The 18,445-nt window shown below is 62.6% G+C and carries 28 protein-coding genes; all 28 read right to left on the bottom strand.

Translation table 11 applies throughout. The features are described 5' to 3' along the window. Positions 1-68: 68 nt before the first annotated feature. Positions 69-275, bottom strand: coding sequence for a hypothetical protein (locus BAU07_RS26700; RefSeq protein WP_084025434.1), 207 nt, complete (start codon positions 273-275; stop codon positions 69-71). Beyond that, positions 272-1,783: a hypothetical protein gene (locus BAU07_RS06520; protein WP_157122055.1), complete on the bottom strand. Its 1,512-nt coding sequence runs from the start codon at positions 1,781-1,783 to the stop codon at positions 272-274. The genes BAU07_RS26700 and BAU07_RS06520 overlap by 4 nt, the downstream gene beginning before the upstream one ends. Next, positions 1,770-2,255 carry a hypothetical protein gene (locus tag BAU07_RS06515; protein ID WP_066655146.1) on the bottom strand — a complete coding sequence of 162 codons (486 nt, stop codon included), beginning with the start codon at positions 2,253-2,255 and terminating at the stop codon, positions 1,770-1,772. The genes BAU07_RS06520 and BAU07_RS06515 overlap by 14 nt, the downstream gene beginning before the upstream one ends. 8 nt (positions 2,256-2,263) lie before the next feature. Continuing rightward, a complete protein-coding gene (locus tag BAU07_RS06510) occupies positions 2,264-2,770 on the bottom strand; it encodes a lysozyme (RefSeq protein WP_066655143.1) in 507 nt (168 codons plus the stop codon). After that, positions 2,767-2,967, bottom strand: coding sequence for a hypothetical protein (locus BAU07_RS26695; protein ID WP_084025432.1), 201 nt, complete (start codon positions 2,965-2,967; stop codon positions 2,767-2,769). The genes BAU07_RS06510 and BAU07_RS26695 overlap by 4 nt, the downstream gene beginning before the upstream one ends. Positions 2,968-2,981: 14 nt before the next feature. Continuing rightward, on the bottom strand, positions 2,982-3,419 hold the full coding sequence (locus BAU07_RS26690) for an XkdW family protein (protein ID WP_084025430.1): 438 nt from the start codon (positions 3,417-3,419) through the stop codon (positions 2,982-2,984). A 22-nt stretch (positions 3,420-3,441) separates the two neighbouring features. Beyond that, positions 3,442-4,224 carry a hypothetical protein gene (locus BAU07_RS06500; protein ID WP_066655142.1) on the bottom strand — a complete coding sequence of 261 codons (783 nt, stop codon included), beginning with the start codon at positions 4,222-4,224 and terminating at the stop codon, positions 3,442-3,444. Between the two features lie 10 nt (positions 4,225-4,234). Beyond that, the gene (locus BAU07_RS06495; protein ID WP_157122052.1) at positions 4,235-4,999 is read right to left on the bottom strand and encodes a hypothetical protein; all 765 of its coding nucleotides are present in this window, start codon (positions 4,997-4,999) and stop codon (positions 4,235-4,237) included. 50 nt (positions 5,000-5,049) lie between these two features. After that, on the bottom strand, positions 5,050-5,448 hold the full coding sequence (locus tag BAU07_RS06490; protein ID WP_066655136.1) for a phage tail fiber protein: 399 nt from the start codon (positions 5,446-5,448) through the stop codon (positions 5,050-5,052). A gap of 11 nt (positions 5,449-5,459) precedes the next feature. Further along, entirely contained in the window at positions 5,460-5,867 is a 408-nt protein-coding gene (locus BAU07_RS27090; protein ID WP_157122049.1) for a phage tail fiber protein, read from the bottom strand. Then, positions 5,867-6,505 carry a phage adaptor protein gene (locus tag BAU07_RS06485; protein WP_066655134.1) on the bottom strand — a complete coding sequence of 213 codons (639 nt, stop codon included), beginning with the start codon at positions 6,503-6,505 and terminating at the stop codon, positions 5,867-5,869. The genes BAU07_RS27090 and BAU07_RS06485 overlap by 1 nt, the downstream gene beginning before the upstream one ends. Before the next feature lie 2 nt (positions 6,506-6,507). Beyond that, entirely contained in the window at positions 6,508-6,822 is a 315-nt protein-coding gene (locus BAU07_RS06480) for a hypothetical protein (RefSeq protein WP_066655132.1), read from the bottom strand. Positions 6,823-6,857: 35 nt separating this feature from the next. Beyond that, positions 6,858-7,832, bottom strand: a complete 975-nt coding sequence (locus tag BAU07_RS06475) for a DUF5309 domain-containing protein (RefSeq protein ID WP_084025428.1) — start codon at positions 7,830-7,832, stop codon at positions 6,858-6,860. 3 nt (positions 7,833-7,835) lie between these two features. After that, on the bottom strand, positions 7,836-8,897 hold the full coding sequence (locus BAU07_RS06470; protein ID WP_066655130.1) for a hypothetical protein: 1,062 nt from the start codon (positions 8,895-8,897) through the stop codon (positions 7,836-7,838). Positions 8,898-8,939: 42 nt separating this feature from the next. Beyond that, positions 8,940-9,221 carry a hypothetical protein gene (locus BAU07_RS06465; protein WP_066655128.1) on the bottom strand — a complete coding sequence of 94 codons (282 nt, stop codon included), beginning with the start codon at positions 9,219-9,221 and terminating at the stop codon, positions 8,940-8,942. A 3-nt stretch (positions 9,222-9,224) separates the two neighbouring features. Next, positions 9,225-11,495, bottom strand: a complete 2,271-nt coding sequence (locus BAU07_RS06460) for a portal protein (protein ID WP_066655126.1) — start codon at positions 11,493-11,495, stop codon at positions 9,225-9,227. Beyond that, the gene (locus BAU07_RS27085; RefSeq protein ID WP_157122046.1) at positions 11,496-11,717 is read right to left on the bottom strand and encodes a hypothetical protein; all 222 of its coding nucleotides are present in this window, start codon (positions 11,715-11,717) and stop codon (positions 11,496-11,498) included. Positions 11,718-11,745: 28 nt separating this feature from the next. Next, complete coding sequence (locus BAU07_RS06450) at positions 11,746-11,970, bottom strand: hypothetical protein (protein ID WP_066655122.1); 225 nt, start codon at positions 11,968-11,970, stop codon at positions 11,746-11,748. Between the two features lie 15 nt (positions 11,971-11,985). Then, positions 11,986-12,519, bottom strand: coding sequence for a hypothetical protein (locus BAU07_RS06445; RefSeq protein WP_066655120.1), 534 nt, complete (start codon positions 12,517-12,519; stop codon positions 11,986-11,988). Between the two features lie 9 nt (positions 12,520-12,528). Further along, on the bottom strand, positions 12,529-12,945 hold the full coding sequence (locus BAU07_RS06440) for a hypothetical protein (RefSeq protein ID WP_066655118.1): 417 nt from the start codon (positions 12,943-12,945) through the stop codon (positions 12,529-12,531). A 51-nt stretch (positions 12,946-12,996) separates the two neighbouring features. Then, positions 12,997-14,403, bottom strand: a complete 1,407-nt coding sequence (locus BAU07_RS06435) for a terminase large subunit domain-containing protein (RefSeq protein WP_066655112.1) — start codon at positions 14,401-14,403, stop codon at positions 12,997-12,999. Between the two features lie 52 nt (positions 14,404-14,455). Next, on the bottom strand, positions 14,456-15,130 hold the full coding sequence (locus BAU07_RS06430) for a recombinase family protein (protein ID WP_066655111.1): 675 nt from the start codon (positions 15,128-15,130) through the stop codon (positions 14,456-14,458). Next, on the bottom strand, positions 15,130-15,699 hold the full coding sequence (locus BAU07_RS06425; RefSeq protein WP_066655110.1) for a hypothetical protein: 570 nt from the start codon (positions 15,697-15,699) through the stop codon (positions 15,130-15,132). The genes BAU07_RS06430 and BAU07_RS06425 overlap by 1 nt, the downstream gene beginning before the upstream one ends. 265 nt (positions 15,700-15,964) lie before the next feature. Continuing rightward, a complete protein-coding gene (locus BAU07_RS06420) occupies positions 15,965-16,450 on the bottom strand; it encodes a terminase small subunit-like protein (protein WP_066655108.1) in 486 nt (161 codons plus the stop codon). 309 nt (positions 16,451-16,759) lie between these two features. Beyond that, on the bottom strand, positions 16,760-17,095 hold the full coding sequence (locus BAU07_RS26685) for a Gp49 family protein (protein ID WP_084025426.1): 336 nt from the start codon (positions 17,093-17,095) through the stop codon (positions 16,760-16,762). A gap of 46 nt (positions 17,096-17,141) precedes the next feature. Further along, positions 17,142-17,582 (bottom strand): hypothetical protein, encoded by a 441-nt coding sequence (locus BAU07_RS06410; RefSeq protein WP_066655105.1) that lies wholly within the window; start codon positions 17,580-17,582, stop codon positions 17,142-17,144. 59 nt (positions 17,583-17,641) lie between these two features. Continuing rightward, the gene (locus tag BAU07_RS06405) at positions 17,642-17,971 is read right to left on the bottom strand and encodes a hypothetical protein (protein WP_066655103.1); all 330 of its coding nucleotides are present in this window, start codon (positions 17,969-17,971) and stop codon (positions 17,642-17,644) included. 21 nt (positions 17,972-17,992) lie between these two features. Beyond that, positions 17,993-18,379, bottom strand: a complete 387-nt coding sequence (locus BAU07_RS06400; RefSeq protein ID WP_066655102.1) for a PDDEXK family nuclease — start codon at positions 18,377-18,379, stop codon at positions 17,993-17,995. Positions 18,380-18,445: the final 66 nt, after the last annotated feature.

The raw sequence follows: 18,445 nt of genomic DNA, 5'->3' as shown, positions 1-18,445 counted from the left end.
ACCTGTGTATTGTAGGGCTGCCTCGATCCAATCGCTACAGTCCGCGAACTTTTCGCGCCACAAATCCATCACGCCACCGTCGTCGTCAATACGCCGGTGTTCGATACCGTCAGCGCGAACCGCGCGCCATTCGGGGCCATGAGAATGATGCGACCTTTCCCGATTTCCACGTCGGTCCCGCGCTTGAAGTTCTGTGCATCGGCCTGCGCCAACACGAGGTTGCGGCGAGACTCAGTGCTCGCGCTGTAGTTTGCTGGGGGGGTAGGTAGGTTCATCGTCCGCTCCCTGGTTGCGCGTCGAAACGCATGGTCCCGACTTGGAAAAGCACGTCCTGTAGCGCGTCGACTCGCATCTTTACCTGACGCGCGGAGAAGCGCATATCCATGTAGCCGTCCGGGCGCACCTGCGAATAGGGGCCAGCCATCAACTTTTGGCCCGTTGGTGTCATGCCGAGATCGAAGGAATATTGCACGCTGTCCGGGCCGCCGACGTTGGTGTCCGGAATTGCCTGGCTCACGTCCATGGTCATCTTTCCGGAACCGAAGTCGAGCGGACCGCTCTGCGCGTAGATGGTGCCCACGCGCGTGAGCCCAGCGTCCGTCCAACCCTGCTCATGCTGATAGACATTCCCGTCAGGCGCCGCGGCTATCGGGAATGGCCACGCTTCGCGGTCGGTCCATGCCGTGCGCGACAGCTGGCCGATTGACCAATGGTTCTCGCGATAATTCCAGATGACATAGCGGTCGTTCTCAAGGCTCTTTGCCGAGGGGTAAAACCACCATACCTCGCTGTACTGCGAGTTGATGCCGGCCTGCACCTTGGCGCCCTGCATCAGGTTGAGGTCATCGAAAACGTACTCTTGCACGTCGCAAGGAATCGCCCGAACGTTGCCGTCGTAGATGAAGAAATTTAGATTGCTCATCCAAACGCAAAAATCCAGCGTCGCGGCGTGGGCGCGTGGCCCAACCACGCCACAATTGGATCCGATGCGCTCGATGCCGTAGATCAGCGGCGGCCCTATGTAGCGCATGGCATGGACATCGGTGTCGGTGAAGATCAGCGACTCGCCAGTCATGCGCCGCCCCGACTGGGACAGGCCATTGGTGCGTAACCGCAGCTCGCCGGCTGAATTCGTGGCCTGCGGCGTCCACACGGTGTAGTCGCCCTGCGAGCACCACACGACGTCGCTCGGATCGCCGTTCGCACCAATGGCCACGACAAAATTCTCGTCCGTGACAAAAACCGACCGGCACTCCGTGGGTGCCGTAGCGTGAATCACTGTGGCCGGCCCCGTAGTCGTTGGATTCCACAAGAATATGCGTCCGTCCGCGGGCGAGCAGGCGATAAGAAACTGGCCGAAGTTGTCCAGCGCCCACACGGTGGCGTCAAGGATAAGGCCGCTGCTGCTGCGCTCGGTACCGTACGCTTCTTTTCCGTACTTGCTGGCACCGAACCCCAGCCCATACACCGAATCGGGACGCCCTGGCGCCAAATTGGCCGGCGTTATGTCGGTCGACTCGCCGCCCTCATTGACGTAAAGCTTCGAGTCGGTACCGATGGCGGCATGCCGGACTTCACGCAAATCGCGCCAGGTCAGCAACGCACGCGGAATGCCGGCCAGCGGCACCTTCGTCATCCGCTGCCAGCCGCCAACGGGTCGCAGCCGGCCGTTGTACCAACGAATCAGGTTCACGTCACGCCAGCGGCCTTTCGCTTCGTATTCGGTGCCGTTTCGGTATACCCCTGGCGGGATATCGAGCGGGAGCAGATCATCGGGCATCATCGCTTCCTTGTGTCACCCGCCCCCAGCCTTGGACGGCCCTGAAATCGTCGTTGATGGACTCAGCATCTGCTGCCAGCGCGTCATATTCTCGGCGGCATTCTTCGAGTACCAACCAGGGGGCTTGAGCGGTCGCCACATCGCGGCCGGCGGCGCGGGCTTCTGCGGCGGCGCGACGGGCGCCTGCGGCGAGCTGGCCGCGCAAGCTGTCAGCAACAAGACGCTGGCCAGCGAGGTCAGCTGCAGCTTTCTGGCGATCGATTGCATCCTGGGCACGTTCGGCCTCCATCTGTTGGGCCCAGGCCTGCTCCTGAGCGCGGTACTTCTCGGCCAGCTCGGCAGCAGCGGCCTGAGCTTCGAGCTGGGCCTGGGCGTGGCCCGCGGCGTACTGGGTATGCCCGTACCACTTCACACCGAACACGGCGGCCAGCGCCAGGGCCAGGCCGGCCGCCGCGGCGATCGCATACTTGGCCATGTGTTCACCTATCGGGGCGGGTTGGGGGACGACTGCTCGCAGACCCACTGATCCGCGTCGCGTCGATTCTGAAGCCCTGGGAGCGTTTGAAGACGGCCGGCCACCCTTCCCTTCACCCATGCGTCGTACTCCGCGCACGCGCCCGCGTAGTCGCCCGCGTTGAGCTTCTTCAGGAGGGTCGACTTGGCGAGGTTTCCGGCGCCCAGGTTGAACGTAAAATCGATGAGCGCCGCACGCTGCCAGTCCGTCAGGGGCACCTTGACCAGGCGACGGACTGCGGCGTCTGCCTCGGCCAGGTCCTGGGCCTTCAGCGCGTCGCATTCGGCATCCGAATACCGGCGGCCCGGCGTCACGCCGCCGGTGTGGCCCTCGCAGACCGTCCAGTAGCCGATCGGGTCGCGATATGGGAAGTGCTTGCGGCCTTCGAAGTGCGACACCAGCACGCCGGCGATGGCCAGCGCGCCGGCGCCCGCAGCAGCGGTTTGAAGCGCACGTTTCAGGGCGTCCGGGATCATGCTTCCTCGGCAATGCTGCGCCGCGCTTCGCGCCGCCATTTCCAGACAAGGTGTGCCGACTGCAGCGCGATATAGCAGAGCGTCGCAGCGATCACCCAATGATTCGGATCCGACCACCAGCCCGACGACATTGCAGCCGTCACAACCACGGGCGGAGTTGCTTTTAGGGCTTCTGTACCGAGTTCGTCAACTTGCATATCTCTCGCGCTCTCTACTCGGATTTCGGGACCAAATCGACGATTGCATCCGGAACTTCTGGCCAAATGACCCGCTTAGGAAACCCGGGTTGACCCGGTACGTCTCGCAGGCCCTGCCGGTACGCAATTGCGACCGCGATCCGCTCGGCATCCCGCAGGTCATTGGCCTTGTTCACGAGCACGTCGGCGACCCTCAGCCGAACGTTCCTATCCGAGCGAATACGGCGAGCCTGCGCAGCCTCGTAGGCGAGCGGAAGATATTGCGCGAGGATCGTCTGCAATTCCGCATCGGTCGGCCGGGGAACCGATTGCGTCCACCATGCCGAAATCACCGCGTCTTGCGGCTCGCGGGATTCAATTTCCAATGGCTGTGCCACGTCATAGTCCCGCCCCGGAACCAAGTCGGGAAACCGTTTCTGCAGGCAGTAGATCAAGTCTGTTTGGTCAAGCATTTCTTGTCCTCTTCCGCATGCGTTAGAGCGGGTTCAGGTCGCCCACGTACACGTTGCCGACATACATATTGAATGAGTTATTCCCGTCCCACTGCATGCGGATGGGCTGCCCGGAGTAGTTCACATACGACCCGACCGGCTGATAATTTCCAGGGTTGAAGTTGTTGGTGCTGTAGAGGCCGCCGATGTACTGGTTGTCGACATAGAGCTGCGCATTTGCGCCGTTCCAAGCGAAGGCGTACGAATGCGCGTCGGCAGCACGTGCATAGTTGCCCGCCGGCTGGTACGCGCCAGGATTGAAATTTCCGGTATCCCATGGCGTCACGCCTGCCCAAACCGGTCGTGCCCGCGGAAAGTTCACTTGGCCGCTATCGCTCACGACCAAGTTATATGCACTGTTGGCGCTATTGATGAACGCCAGCGATCCGTCGCCTTCCGTGCGAATCCGGGGCGCGGCGACGCCGGCACGTTGCACGACGAGGCCCACACCATTCGAGCAGTCAACGAGCAGCGCAGGCGCGTTCATCTGTCCGGCCAGGTTTCCGCCCGTGCGCGGGTAGTACGCGCCGGCGGCATCACTTCGCAATTGGTCGACGTACTGCTTTGGGGCTGCCTGCAATGCCGAGGTCGGGTTCCCCGGTAGCGTCAGAGCACCGGTCAGCGTGCCGCCTGCCTTGTCCAGCTTCGCAAAAAGCGCAGTGTCGATTGCGTCGAAGTTCGAGTTCAGCAGATCGCCCCACGTATCGGGGTCGCCGCCAACTTGTGGCTTCACTAGGTTGTAATGCGGGGTAAAGGTGTCGGCCATGTCGGTTCCCTTAAGCCATAACTTCGTACTGTGCAGGGGTCCAATCTCCGGAATCGTTCAGGCTCTCGGGCTCCCAATAGAGCCGATCCAGGATGGTCATATCAGTACTCGCGCCGAGGCTTGCGGTGCCCTCCTTGGTCACGAATCCATCGGCGGCACATAGCGAATCTCCGAAGAGTCCGGCAGTCGCCACGAACTCGCCGATCGTCCCGCAATCCACCAACGACACAGACTCGGAGTCGCTGAACCCCTGCCGTGTCACCAGACCCGCCACGGGTGCGCAGGCGCTTGGCGATGAAGCATCAGCGCTGGAAAATCGGATCGGATCCGCCGAGGTGATTTGATGGGAAATCGCTTGAATGGACAGTCTTCCGCGTAGCGTCAGAAGGACCGACAAGCCCATGTCGGAGGCCGAAGCCGTATCGACTATCCCTTGCGAATTGCGCTCACCCTCGCACGCTAGGTCCGACTCACCATCCAGCGCTGCGCCGGACCACAGTGTGGCGCCGCTGCTCGCTTCGCCACCGCTGTCCGCAGACCCCATTGCGGTCACGGCATACGTAGCGCCGCCCGATGCCGTCACGGACGACGAAGCATCAAGCGAAGCCGGCGTAATGAATGTCACCAGCACGCCCGCAGATGCGTCGCTCGTCGGTGCCAGCGCCGCGTAACCCCCCGTCGTCAGTTGGTCAACAACCGTGAGGCCAGCCGCTGCGGCAATGACCGCAGTGCCTGCGTACGTATGCGTGACGAACGCGTCGACGCCCGTGGGCATACTGTGCCCAGTGCTGACGGCTCCCGGGTTTACGTCCATTCCGGCCGGCCCTAGCTCAGGCTGATGGTTAGGCCCGAATCCGGGATCGTGAAAATGTCGCCAGTGGTGATAGTCTTCTGCACCTGCAGCAGCCCGTAAGCCAGCAGGTTGCCGCCCGTGACGGCGTCGAAGATCCCGACCGCGGTCAGCGTGCCCCAGTTGGCGGTCGCGGCCGGCCATACGAGCGCCGCACTGTTCGCCGCCACGCTGCTGCCCCCGTTCACCGAGGCGGGGTCAAATGTCGCCGTACGCCGGGAGTACGACCCGCCGGTAACCTCCGTGCCACCGCCGGAGAAGTTGGGCGCGACGGTGTACAAGGCCACATACAGGCTCGTAGGTTTCGTGAAGGCCGTAGCGCCGAAGACGTGATTCAGAACAGCGGACTGAAGGTAGCTCGTAAAGGCCGGCATGTCGCTTACTCCTAAAGAGTCAAATAGAGAGAAAAATTTCCAGGGCTGACCTGGAATATGTCGCCCGTGTTTACCGCCAGGCTTGGCGATAGGGGCGCAACAACAACGACGTTGCCGCCGGTGGGTGCGTCCATAACGCAGATCGAAGTGATGGTTCCCCAGTTGCCACCGGCCGGCGGCCAGGTCGGGGCCCCATTGCAGGCAACGCGCACCAGCGTACCGACCGTCAACGCGGTACTGAAATCCGCTTGCACCCTTACGTAGCCTGCGCCGCTAACCTCGACGCCGTTCAGGCCCGCCGTGTTGGGTGTAGTGGTGAATAAGCCGTACCAAAGATTGCTGGCGTTCGGCCCCGTGTAGGGCTGACCCGCCAGCACGGCATTTAGAAGCTTTGCGCAGACTCCCGCGACCATTCCCATCAGTAGCCCCTCGCACGCATGCGCAGCGGCGCGCCGGAGTGCATTGCACGGTCATCTGAAACGTTCAGCTTCTCCATGCCTTGATTGAACAGGGCCGCCCAGGTGGCCAGCCGCTCGTCATTCTTCAGGTATGGCGCCGAGTGCTGCAGCGCTCCATACAGGTACACGTCGGGACTCTGCCGAAGGAGCCAGTTGGACGGGTTGTCCGGGGACAGCGGGGGCAGCTTCGCAAAATAGACCATTTCGAACTCGTATTCCTGCGTCGGAGCCGGCAGGAACTTCATCTGCTCGCCGATGATCGCGTAATACTTCGGCAGATCGTGGCCCGGAAACATCCGCTCGCGGCGCGCGTACTCCCCGAGCTGGTGGATCGTCACGAGTTCGATTTGATGGACGCCATGCGGCGAGTTGGGAATGCTGAGGTCCAGCATTTCGATGTAATCGACTGGCACCGGCGCGTACGGGGTGCTTATCAGCGCCGTGGAAATAGCCACGGACCGTTGCGTGCGCCCGCGCTCATCCTTGTTGAAGTCGGCTTCGAATAGCGCGATGAACGACGGAATCGCGCCCGACAGGTCGCCGCGGTTCAGCCAATCGGCCATCGTCGCAACCAGGCCATCGTAGGTGTCGATCGCCATGCCTACACCTGGCCCGGTCGAGTGCGGAAGTGCCGATTCTCCGGATCGTTCAACCAAGCCTTGAATCGCTTGGGGTCCTTCAGGACGCCCCTTTGGCGGAGGTCCTGCAGCACCACCACCGGGATCCGTGCGACATGCTGCATGCCGTCGCCATAGCGTGCTCGCTCGTCCGTCGCAGCATACTGAGCCTTGTTCGCCTCGACGATCTGCTCGGCGTCCTGCTTCGTCTCGATGTACGCGACATCGCCGATCGGGTCGTAATGCCAAATCTCTTTCGTGCCGAGGAACGAATTGGACAGGAACGGGCGCTTTTCCATAGTGTGGGTGGGGCGGCTTTCGCCGCCCCCTCTCCTTACGCGGTGACGGTCAGATCGGCCAGGACGGCATGGGCCTGCTCGTTGTGCACCTTCAGGCCATACTCGACCAGCAACAGCCGCTTTTCCGAGTCGCCGGTCTTGGCCAGCGGAATGGTCTGGAAGCTGCGCAGGTACGCGACGGCGGCATACTCGGTGTCCACGAACAGCGCCGTACGCTCACGAGAAAAGCGATCCGGCACGATCGTGACCTCGCCGAAGTCGGACACGTACACGTCGGCCGCGCCGATGATCTGCGCCTGTTGGCCGGCCGGCACATCGCGGAAGCGGGTGGCGATGCCAGCAAACTTGCTGATTTGAGCCTTGTTGTAGGGGCCCACGATGACCATGTCGGTTTTGCCGCCGGAGGTCCATTGCTTTTGAATGGCCTCTTTGAACGCGTCTTCCGTGATGGCCACTTGGGTGCCATCGGTCGCGCCGGCATTCGGATAGCCCGAGGTGCCCCCCGACAACGTCGGGTTGGCGCCACCGGCGCCGCGTACGGAGTTGGTCCGGATGAACGCCTCGAAGCCCGCGGTCTTCCGCGGCGTGGCATCGTCGCCGCCAACCGCGGGCTGGTTGCCCGTCAGGATGGCCTCCATGTCGCGCTTGAGCTCGGACGCTCGCTTGGCCATCTGGTACGCCAATTCCGACCGGCGGCCGGCCTTGTTCACCGTTTCGATGGTGCCGGTAACGCTGACGGTCTTGCGCGAGATCTGCGTGTAGTTTCCGACACGGGTAGTCGGCGCGACCACTTGCGGCGCGGCATCGTCGCCTTCGACGGCGGCGTTATCCGTGTCGACCGACGCCAGCACGTCGGTTTGCCATTCGAAGTAGGTGCTCTGCGCCGTGGTCTTGCCGATATTCGACATGAACGGCGTATCCACCGGGGAAATGTTGTAGATAACGTCGGCCAGGTCCTCGCGGATGCCTTTGGCGTCGTAGGTGGTAACGGTATTGGTCGGGAGTGCCATTTTTCAGTCCTCGGGAAGTAGTTTTTCGAAGACCGAGGCGGCGTCTTTGACGGCACCGGTCTTCGCGAGACGTTGCTTCGCGCGAGTCGTATCCGTGGTCCTGGGTGTCCGCTCATTCGCGGATCCAGGCTGCGCAGGCTTGCGACCAGGACGCTGCCCGTTGGGCCGCATCGTGGCGCGCTTCTCTTGCAGTTGGCGGTAGCGCGCTGCGTCGCGCGCCATCAGCAATACCCGATGGTCAAACACCTGCTTCAGCTCGTCGTCGCTGTATCCGAGCTTTCGCCCGTACTCGACGATCAAGCGTTGATCGGCCGCACGCCTTTGGTCGTCCTTCCATTCAGGAAGCGCCTCAAGCGTCTTTTGCCGTTCAGCTTGCAAGTGCTGTTTCATCTGCAGTTGACGTTCCGCCTCGGCTTGCGCGTGCAATTCCCGCTGCGACACAGTCACCTGCTGTTGCTGCTCTCTCCAACTGCGCCATACCTCGCGCTGCCGGGCCCATTCGTTGGGGTCCTGCTGATACAGGGCGTCCCAGTCAGGCTCTTGCGGCGTGAGTTTCTGGATAAGCTCGTTTGCCTGCTGCAGAGCGGTTGCGTACTTCGCACGCTCTTGACGCGCTTGCTCGGCTTCAGCTTGAGCGGCTTGGCGCTCTTGAGCTACGACCTGAGTCTTGCGCGTGTAGTCCGCCGTGCGGCTGTAGCCCTGCAACAGCTCGTCGAGCGTCACCTTCAGGTCTTCGCCGTCGACCTTGACGGTAAATTCCTTCGGCTGCTCTTGGCCCTTGTCAGCGCCATCGCCTTCCTCGTCGGACTGCCCCGCGTCTTCCTCGTCGTCGTCGCCTTGCGAGTCGTCCAGGTCGGATTCATCGTCAAGGTCCACGTCTTCAAGGTCGTCGTCGGGCAATTCGGCCGTGTCGGGGTTGGGTTTCCCCTTTCCCTGATTGGCCGGCTGTGCCTCGCCCCCCGGTTGCTCCCCGTCTTCCACGGACAACAGATGGTCGAAGTGCTGTGCTGCGTCTTGAATCGCGTCGCCGGTTCCTTGCGGATTGCCGTTGGATTCGATCTGCATTCTATGTCACCTATTCGGTATGAAATTCGTGTGAGGGGGCGCTTAACCCGCGCGCCGCGGCTTGTTCAGGTACGGCGCCGCCAGTTTTCCGGCGTCAGCCGCGACGCGTAGATGCTTGACGAGCTCGTCATGCGCCTTGACCATCCGGAACAGGTATTCGCGCTGCTGTGCGTCGCCGTCTTCAGACTTCTCCCATTCCTCGACGTAGCGCGCGCGACACGCGGCAAGCGCCTGGATCAGCGTGGGGTTGTCGAGTAACTCTTGCGCGCGGCGGCCGCGTTCAATATCTCGCTGGCGGCTGGCCTCTTGGGCGTCTTTGTCCATTCGTCACATTCCTTGGAAGTCAGGTTGTTGTGCGGAAACTTGTGGCTGCGCGACAGCGCTGGCTGCCTTGGCTATATGGCCCAGGGTGGCGCGGTGGCTTTGTCCCTGCTGGTCCATTTCGGCCATCTGCAGCCGAATCGCAGCGTCGAGCGCCGCATCGCGCTCCTGCCCGGCGTATTTCAGTTCCAGCTCTTTGAGCCGGAGCATCGCGTCCATCGCGTTCTTCTGCTGCTCGCGTTGTTCCTGCGCGACGGCCTTGGCCTTGTCGAGTTCCAGGCGTTCCTGGGCGACACGAATTTGCCCTTGGGCCAGCATCAAGGTTGGATCGGGCGGCGGTTGCTGTTGGGCCGGCGGCTGGTATCCGTCCGGTACAGCGCTAAAGAAGCGCGAGCTATCGCGGAAGCCGGAAAGTTCCGTCATGGCGCGCAGCGCGTTCGCGTACTGCGACAGGGAGACAATGGGATTCGCCAGGCCCAGCGTTTGAAGGATCTGCTCCTGCTTCGCGACGATCTGACCGAGGGCCTGAAGCTTAGAGTCGACCGTGCCGGTGCCCAGCGCGATGTTGACCTTCACGTCCAAGTCGGCATTCCAGGCGCGGGGGTCCATCGTGACCCACTGGCCGCGGATTCGCACCGTGCGCGGACGGTCCTGATTCTGCACAACCAGATGCAAAATGCCCTTGAACAGCTTGCGCATTCCGTTGGCCAGGATGCGCGCTTGCAACTCCACCTTACCTTGCGAGCCGGATATGGACTGCTGCACCGCCAACTTGTTGGTGGACTGCAGCGAGTCCGGATCCAAGCCGAGCTGCGCGCGCGATACGCCCGTGCGCATTTCGCGGACATCGTCCAGGTATTCCAGCATCGGGAACGCCGCCTGACCCACAAACGGCGTCGCCAAGGGCTGCACCATGCCAGGCGCACGCATTCGAATTACGGCGCCGTTCTCGTTGTTCAGGACATCGTCGACGTTCACCTGGCCCTCGACGATGCCCATGCGCGGGTGAATGCTCTGCGCCAGGCTGTCGAGTGAATTGCGCCAGATAACCGTCTTGGTGCGCTGCAGGTCCATCGTGACATCCGCCAGCGACAGACCGAAGAACGTGTGCGGCTCGGGGTCGCACTGGAAATCGGCGAACGGCACATGATCGGCCGCCTCGTGGTGCACCACCTTGTAGCCGGAGCCCATGGTGCAGACCTTGCGAAGCTCCGCAATGCCGTCGCCGTCGTAATCGACCCGTACGTACGCCTCGACATACAGCACGCGCTGCGTGGCCGGATTGAGCGCATCGAAGCTGCCCACCGCGCGGGAGAACGGCTGCCGCTCGATGTACTCGATGTTGTTGTCGAGCTCGGGGCTGGTGACGAATGTGCGGACTTCGTCCTCGTCGTAGCCCATGGCCACGAGGTCGGAGACCGTTTTCATTGATCGATGCCCGACCAGCGCGCAATGATGCGCAGAGCGGGCCCGCCGATCGATAATGAATTCCTCCGGCGGGAGTGCCTCGATTTTTACTCGGCCGCGGGCCACGCGCCGCTTGATGCGCAGATCACGCAGCAGCGCCGGCGGCGGCATGGGCATGTCAGGCGCCAAGGGAATCTGTGCGGCGGTCTCGTCAGGGTACTCCGCGAGGGTCTCGATATCCTCGACCTCGTCGTCGTCCTGCAGCACCTGCATGCCGATGTCATCCACACCGGTGTAGGTTTCGGTCTTGACCTCGACGCTGTCGTCCCACCAGAATTTCGCGAATCCGACCTTTCGGATCAGTGCGTCCTTGAAGACGCTATGCAGGATCTCGAAGCCGTCGTTGTCCCGCTCGAAAACGTAGTTGGCATACGCCGTGGCCTGTTCGGCGAGTGCCGTTTGCCGCATGGCGGCTTGCATGTTCACGGCGCCGCTGGGCTCGTACTCGACGACGTTCTCCGCGCCGAAGAAGATGCGCATCAAGTCGGGAAGTTGGCCCAAGACCACATCGCGCACGTCGCTGGATACGACCTTGGACCGGCCGTCTTCCTCGTCGCCGTACGCGTCGCCGCGGTATCGCTTGGTGGCCTCCGCACGCTCCGGGCCGATTTCCATGTCGGTGAAGCTGACGGCGTCGTTGAGCTCGCCCTGAATGAGCGCGCCGAGCTCATCATCCGACATGCCGCCATCCTCGTCGCGCCGTGGCGCGGGGTTGTTGGCGGCGGCATTGGCCTCCGATGCGTCTTGCTCGGCCAGGAACTGCTCCAGGGCGTCGACGTCGTCGATGGGGATCGCGGATTTTCCCGGCATTTACTTCTTCTTTTTCCCCATGAGGCCCATGGCGCTATTCACGGGGGCGTCACGGCCGGAGGGGCCAGGGCCGCGGCCACCGCCCGTCGAATTTCCGTGGGGGGTGGGCGTCAACATCTGCTTGACCTTGGCTTTGCCGGCCGTCGAGCCGGTGTGCGTCTTCATGCTCTTTTTGAGCCATCCGCTCATCGCGGTTACTGCCTTGGGGTTGGTGCTTGCCATGTGAATCTCCGAGAACGATGAACCGGGGTTACTTCGATCCCGGATTGGTGGAAGGCGATTCGGCGCGCTGGCGCCCTTGCTCGCCCCAAAACAGGCAAAACGCATGGCCCGGGCTTTGCAGACCCGCCCACACGCGAAACATGCCGCGCAGGTCCAAGTAAAGGGTGAAGAACCGGCCGCCTTCGTTGATAGAAACGGTCCGGCGCGCCCAGGACACGTATGAAGTACCGCCAGCAAATTCCAACTTGGCCATGGGGATTTCCACTCGCTAGTTGATCGTGTAGCTGTAGAAGACGTTCGCGGCCTGCGACCACACGAATCGCCGAACGCTCGTCGGCGTCATGACGATGGTCTTCGTCCGCGTGTATCCGCCCGTTTGGGATGGGTCCGCCACAACTACGTCATCGGCGAAGAGGACCGGGACCGTCCCGCCGGTGGGCATGTAGGCGGCAATCGTGAACCGGTCTCCATCGCGCAACCCGTACGTGGAGGCGGATTGCACCGTCACGTTCATCGTGGAAACTGTCATGACCGCGAGCGTGTCGCCATCGGTCAACGTCTGAAGCGTCGCGGTCGAGTTGATGAGCTGCAGCTTGTGCTGCGGCGTGCGACCGTCCACATACGCCTCGGTCGCGATGACCGGATCGCCGGCGGTGTAGGCACTGAACGGGATCGCCGTAACGTCGCCGGACCCCTTCAGCTTCCCGGTGACGACCGGCCCAACCGTAGCGTCGTTCAAAGGAGGCGGCACGGTCGAGCAACCGGCCAACGCCAGGACCGCGAGGGCAAGGAGTTTGCGCATGGCCGGTCCTTACGCCGGGTCGGCTATATCGCCGATTGCCGTCAGTTGCTCGGCGATGGTGCCGGCGGCGATCGCGGTCCCGCCAGCGGTCGTAAACGCCGGCGCTTGGATCTTGGTCGCGTCGAAGGTGATATTGGCCGTGCCGTCGAAGGCCACCGAGTTGATGGTGCGAGCGGTCGCCAGCTTGGTAGCCGCCGCTGCAGTACCGTTTCCAGCCAAGGCGGTCGTGGCGGTCGTGCCGAGCGCCAGGTTGGACGTGCCCGCCCCGATAGCGGCACGGGCAGACGCTTGATCGGCCCCCGCGGCGACAACCGCCGGCTTGCCTGGGAGCGTGCTCCACGTTTGCCCCTGCTCCGAGGACTTCAGTTGCGCCGGATCCAGGCCCATGAGCTGCGCCTGGTTGCAGAAATCGCCTTGAATGCCCATCGCAAGCTCCTGTTTTCCTAAATCTTGGAAGTTGCGTCCTATCCTATGGGCTTAGGCTGTGGATAAGTTTCGCCGGAGGGGCTTTTTCCAGCTTGTCGAGTAGGCGCCGCCGTGTAACGCCGTCGCGGCGTCGCTCGCAAAGGTCAGAATGAATGCGTCGCCCAGGTCAGGGGATCGCCGGAGGCGCTTCTTGGTCTGGTCCTTCGACTCCGCGGCGATCCTGCCGGCGGAATCCGGGGGGAGATACCGCACGGACACCAGATCCGCGCATAGCGCCTCGTCCTTCGGCATGACGCAATCCCGCGCCTCAAACCACGCCTTGGCCTTGAACCACAATTCCGTCCGCAGGTTGCGGTATGTCGCCGAAATCGACGGCACTTCGGACACATTGATGCCGCGCACCGGCAAATCGAGCTCGCGCAGGCGATCGACGACACCGGCGCCCAGGCCGATCACGTCGACCAGGATTTCCACCGGGCGCCGCTCTACTGGCGTGGCGTCCCATTCGGCTTTCACCAGGCCCGCGGTCTGCATGGTGTCCAGCTTGGTCCACTTGCGCACTGGCTCGATGAGGGCATTGGCCTGGCGCTTCGCCAAGGCCGAGGCATCGTCGCCAAAACGCGCCACGTCGACGCCCCACACGATGGGCGCCGTCGCGACCGGCTGGATGTCACGCGACATCGCGTCCTCGACGAGCGCCAGCGGGATGATGGTGTCGTCGTCGGATCGGGGGAACTCGCCCAGGACGCGCACACGGTACGCGTTGGATTCCTCGCCGTAGGTTTCCGCGACCTCGCGGATAAAGTCCCGGGAAACGCGCTTGCTGTCCTCGCAGGACACGCGCATGGTGAACCACTGGGCCCGGTTCTTGTTGTGGGTGTCGTAGAAGTACCCGCTTGTGCGGGTAGGGTTTCCCAACAGGATGGTGATGGCGTTATCACCGGACATCGATCCAATGGCCGCCTCGAAAACCGCCTCGGGTACGCCGGACGCCTCGTCCGCCACCAGCATGACGTAATCGGCATGCACGCCCTGCAGCGCTTCAGGCTTCTCGGCGCGCGCCGTCCGGGCGGAGATAAATGCCTCGGTCGGGCTGGCCTTGAGTTCAATGCGCTCGGACTGGGGGTCTACCAGCTCCTGCAGCGCCGGCGGCAATTCAGCAATCCACCGCTTCAGCTCGGCGAAAAGCGCGTCGTATAGCTGCGAGCTGCTCGGCGCCGTCACCGGAATCTTGACCGTGTACCGGGTCAGGAAGTACCAGAGCATCGCCCAGGCGGCGAAGGTCGACTTCCCGACGCCATGGCCCGAACGAATGGAGATTTTCCGGTGCTTGGTGAGCGCGTCCAACGCCGTGCATTGCCATTCGTCTGGCTCGACGTGCAGCACTTCACGCACGAATCCGACAGGGTCATCGCGGTACGTGGCGATGAAGTCGAGAAACGGATTGGGTTGATTCATGCCCCCGATTCTGTGGGGGCTCCCCTGTGGATAAGCCGGGGCGGAGGGACGCTTACGCCGGCTGCTGCGCGAGGATGCGCTGGACGGCGACGTGGGAAATGGCGATGTCGTGCTTGATGCGTACCATCTGCGCGATGTCCCGCAGGCTGTAGCCTTCCATCTTCGAGGTGAGAATGGTTTTGATGGCTGCCTGCTCTTTGGGCTCGGGCACCAGCACCGCGTCACGGCCGGCGCCCTCCTTGCGAAAGCCGAACGGCGCCGTGCCCCCGATGTGGCCGCCCTTCGCTTTCTTCGCGCGCCGACCCTCGGCGGTCCGCTCAAGGATCCGCTCGCGCTCCATTTCGGCCACCGCGGCGAGGATCGTGAACATGAACTTCGCCATGCCGTTCTCCGTCACGGGCTCCGTACCCATGTCGGCCACGATGAGCTTGATGCCCTGCTCTTTCCAGAGTTTCGACTTGGCCAGGGCATCCGCCGCGTCGCGGAATGCACGATCGAGCTTCGCAACGATGATCGTGTCGCCCTTCTTCAACCGCTTGAGCAACTTGGCGCCCCCCGGGCGGTCCTCAAGAGGCTTGGCGCCCGACACGCCGGCATCGGCGATGACCTCGGCCAGTTCGTCGTCGTGGTAGAGCGCAACTGCACGTATGCGCCGCTCCTGCTCGTCCAGACTGGTGTTGTCGACCTGGTCGACGGTCGATACGCGGGTGTATCCGTAGCTGGCCATCAGTGCAGGTCCCCTTTGCGGGGCCCGATTTTTCCCTTGGCCTGGGCTTCCTTTTCAAAAAAGTCCATCGTGCGCGCGAACGTGGACTGCACGATACCGACGCACTCGGCCATCGTCATTTCCTGACCGTCCATGACGACCGTGCTTTTCATCTTCTCGGGGTTCAACAGCGGCATGAGCTCGCCGACCTTCCGGAAGTGATACCGCAGTTGGTCTATCAGCTCACGCGTCCCGACCTCTCGCGCACCCGCCGGTCTGTCGTTGTCGCCCAACTCGACCTCCTGCATGCGCGCCAGGCGCTCGGCATCCTGTTTGCTCATGTTGCCGAAGGGATTGGATTCCGTCCCATACAGCGCTTGGTAAACATGGTCCGGGTACACGTTGGCGCCGCCCTGGTCATCGATCACGAGCCAATGCCCCTGTGGGACCGAAATGCCATCTGGCGTCGTATGGATGCTGCTGAACGAGGGGGAATATCCCGCAGGCTTGGCCTTGCGCGCAACCGCGTCGACCTCGTCGTGATTGCTCCCCTGGTACTGCGCTGCGTGAGCCTTGCGCGGAATCGTCACGTCGAAATTTCCTCAAAAAATTTTCGGGGGAATCGACGGGAACGTGAGTGTGGGAGAGGCCATAGGACTGCCCCGCCATGGTGCCCACCCCGGGGGGGTCCGGCAACGTTGCCGCACCTGGGCCGCGCGCCTACCGAATGCCGCGCCGCGCCCTGCTCCGCCCCTCGTTCGCATCGTTGTGATGGGGCATTCTGCGCGCTGGTGCCTTGGTTTGTAAAGCCCTTTTAAGAGGCTTACATCATGCCGCCCTGAATGCTGCGCGTCGCTACTCGCCAGCGTGTTCAGCAGGCGCAGGAAGCGCAGGTATCTCCACTGCCTGAGCGGCCGGCAATGCCCCTGTACGGCCCGCAGACAGCGCGCGTACTGCATCCAGGTGCAGGGCATTGAGGTTGATGGTTACGCCGCCCTCGACGCGCTGGCCGAACTGCTCACGGTTCAGCCGTTCAGCCCGCCAGAATCGCGCCTTGGCCTGCATGTCGGCCTTGCGCAGCGCCTCGGCGACCAGGGGCGCGTCGTCGATCAGGTCCGATGCTTCCTCGACCAGGGCGAATGCGGCCCGCGTGCGCGCACGCGAGAGCGCTGCTCCGATGTCGGCATCTTCCTCCGCCAATTTCCAGAGCGAAGACTTCGACACGCCCAGCTTTTCCGCGATCACACGAGCGGGTAATCCCTCGGATTGCATGTCGATCCATTCGTCCAGGTGTCCGCGCAGCTTTGCGACGTCCTCGTGGTACTTCGGTTTGCCCGCCATCGTTATGCCCCTTTCTCGATTCCCAGTATTGCGTACAGCGTAGGGTATACCTCTGCTGCGCGCAGGGCTGCGACTCGGACAGCGGTGGGCAGCACCATTGCGTGACGATTGAGTAGTTCCTTGATGCGGACCCCTGCCTTGTCCGTAAACGGGGAGTTCGCTGCGTCTGCGTGCGCTGCCCGCTTGTTGCCCTTGTGGACTTCCGCGATGAAGATGCGGCGCACGTCCGGGGCTGACAGGCCGAATTGCTGCCCTACGTGTGCGATCGTGCATCCGTCCGCCAGCCGGGCGACTATCTGCGCATTCCGATCAATCGGGACAACTATCGCCATTCTCGGTTCCTTCCGGGTTTGCGCGTGGTGCGGCTTCGGATGCACGCTCGGCATGTAGGTATGCATGTAGGTATCCTTCCAACAACCAGACCTTCTCCCGTGCGTTGCTGTACGCGATGGTGCGCGCGGCGTGTACGTTGAAACCCAATGGGCTGACAGGGGAACATTCCCCCGTGACGTGAAAGCCATTGCGCAGCGTGAGCGTGCAAATGGTGACGTGCGTATCCGGGATCATGGTGAACGTCATGCCCTGGATAGCGGCGTCGATATCCTCGTTGCCCAGAAGGCCGGACGGTTGCTGTTCGTCTTGCATGGTTCCTCCAATGGCCGGGGCGCCTGCGCGCCGCCGGCCTGTGTCATCAGGTTGTGGGCTGGTCTTGCCCTTCGGGCTGTGCCTTGATGACGTGGGCATCCACGGATACCGACGCAGTCATGCCGCCAAAGAGTCCGGCGGGCGCGAGCGTGGCACGCTGAAGTGCCGCAACTTCGACATCGTGCGCAGACATGGCTGCCTGCCCAAGCTGATAGTCCATCCATCGCGCGTACTCGGTTCCCGCGGCGGGCGGCGTGCTATTGCCATCCCAGAGCGGAACGTTTTCACATGCGTGGGTTTGTCCCTTCGCGTCAAAGACCGTCAGGTTGACGTTATCCGGCGCGTTGACCTTAGCGATGATTGCAGCCAGCGGGCCAGGGCCGTGCATGCCGAAGCCAACGATGCTTTCGATTGTGTCCAGCATGCTTTGCTGTGCGGACGGATAGAAGTGAACGATTCGGCCAACGGTGGGTGTGATGGTGTACATGGTTGCTCCTTAGAAATGCCGCGCGCCACCATGGCGCGGCGACGATGGGTCAATGTCGATCAGAGGAAGGAGAGCGCAGGCGAACCACCCGGCAATTCCAAAGCGCGGTCGATCTTTTGAAGAGCCAGCTGCGTATTACGCAACCGCTCGCCGACTTCGAACATCTTGCGCGCCACCTCCGTTTCGGGAAGCTGCGTCGGCTGGCTTCTGCTCGCGGACTCGGTAGTTGGGCGCGAAACAGGGGCGAGCCGTACTCGTAGCTGCTCGACCCTTTCAGCGATGGAGTCCGCGATATAAAGCAAAATCTCCACGTGTTCGAAAACCTCGCCGCTGGGCGCTTCCGTTTGGCCGATCAGTCTTGAAAAGGATTGGTTGTCGGGATGAGGCATTGATGCTCCTGGGTAGTGTGGTCAGATGTACCCGGGCGAATACGGGCGCGGCTGGAGCAATTCGCCCAGCAGCTTCAAGACGCGCCCGGACTTCACGTCTTTCCCGGTGAATCGGAGAACGCGCCAGCCGGCGAGCATGGCGGCGTTGTATTTCTCGGTGTCCTTTACGAAACCGGCGCCGCGCGTATGACGGCCACCGTTCCACACGCCACCCTCGATTTCGACCGCAAGCTTCTCGGCTGGCCATGCGAAGTCGAAGCGCCAGCGGCGGCCGGGCATGAAGCGGTATTCACGGACGGGCGACTCAAACTTGGCGGCGCGGATTTGCAGCGCCAGCAATTCCTCAAGCGGACTCGGCAGCGCCTTGGCGGCCGGCTTCTGCGCGGTAGCGTTGCGCCGCCGCGTCATAGGGTTTGTCCCATCAAATCCGCAATATGATTTGCTTGACGTGGATACAAATCCGCAATATGATTT

The organism is Bordetella flabilis (assembly GCF_001676725.1).
In the GTDB taxonomy this organism is placed as follows: domain Bacteria; phylum Pseudomonadota; class Gammaproteobacteria; order Burkholderiales; family Burkholderiaceae_B; genus Bordetella_C; species Bordetella_C flabilis.
This window is presented reverse-complemented; position numbering and strand designations above follow the sequence as displayed.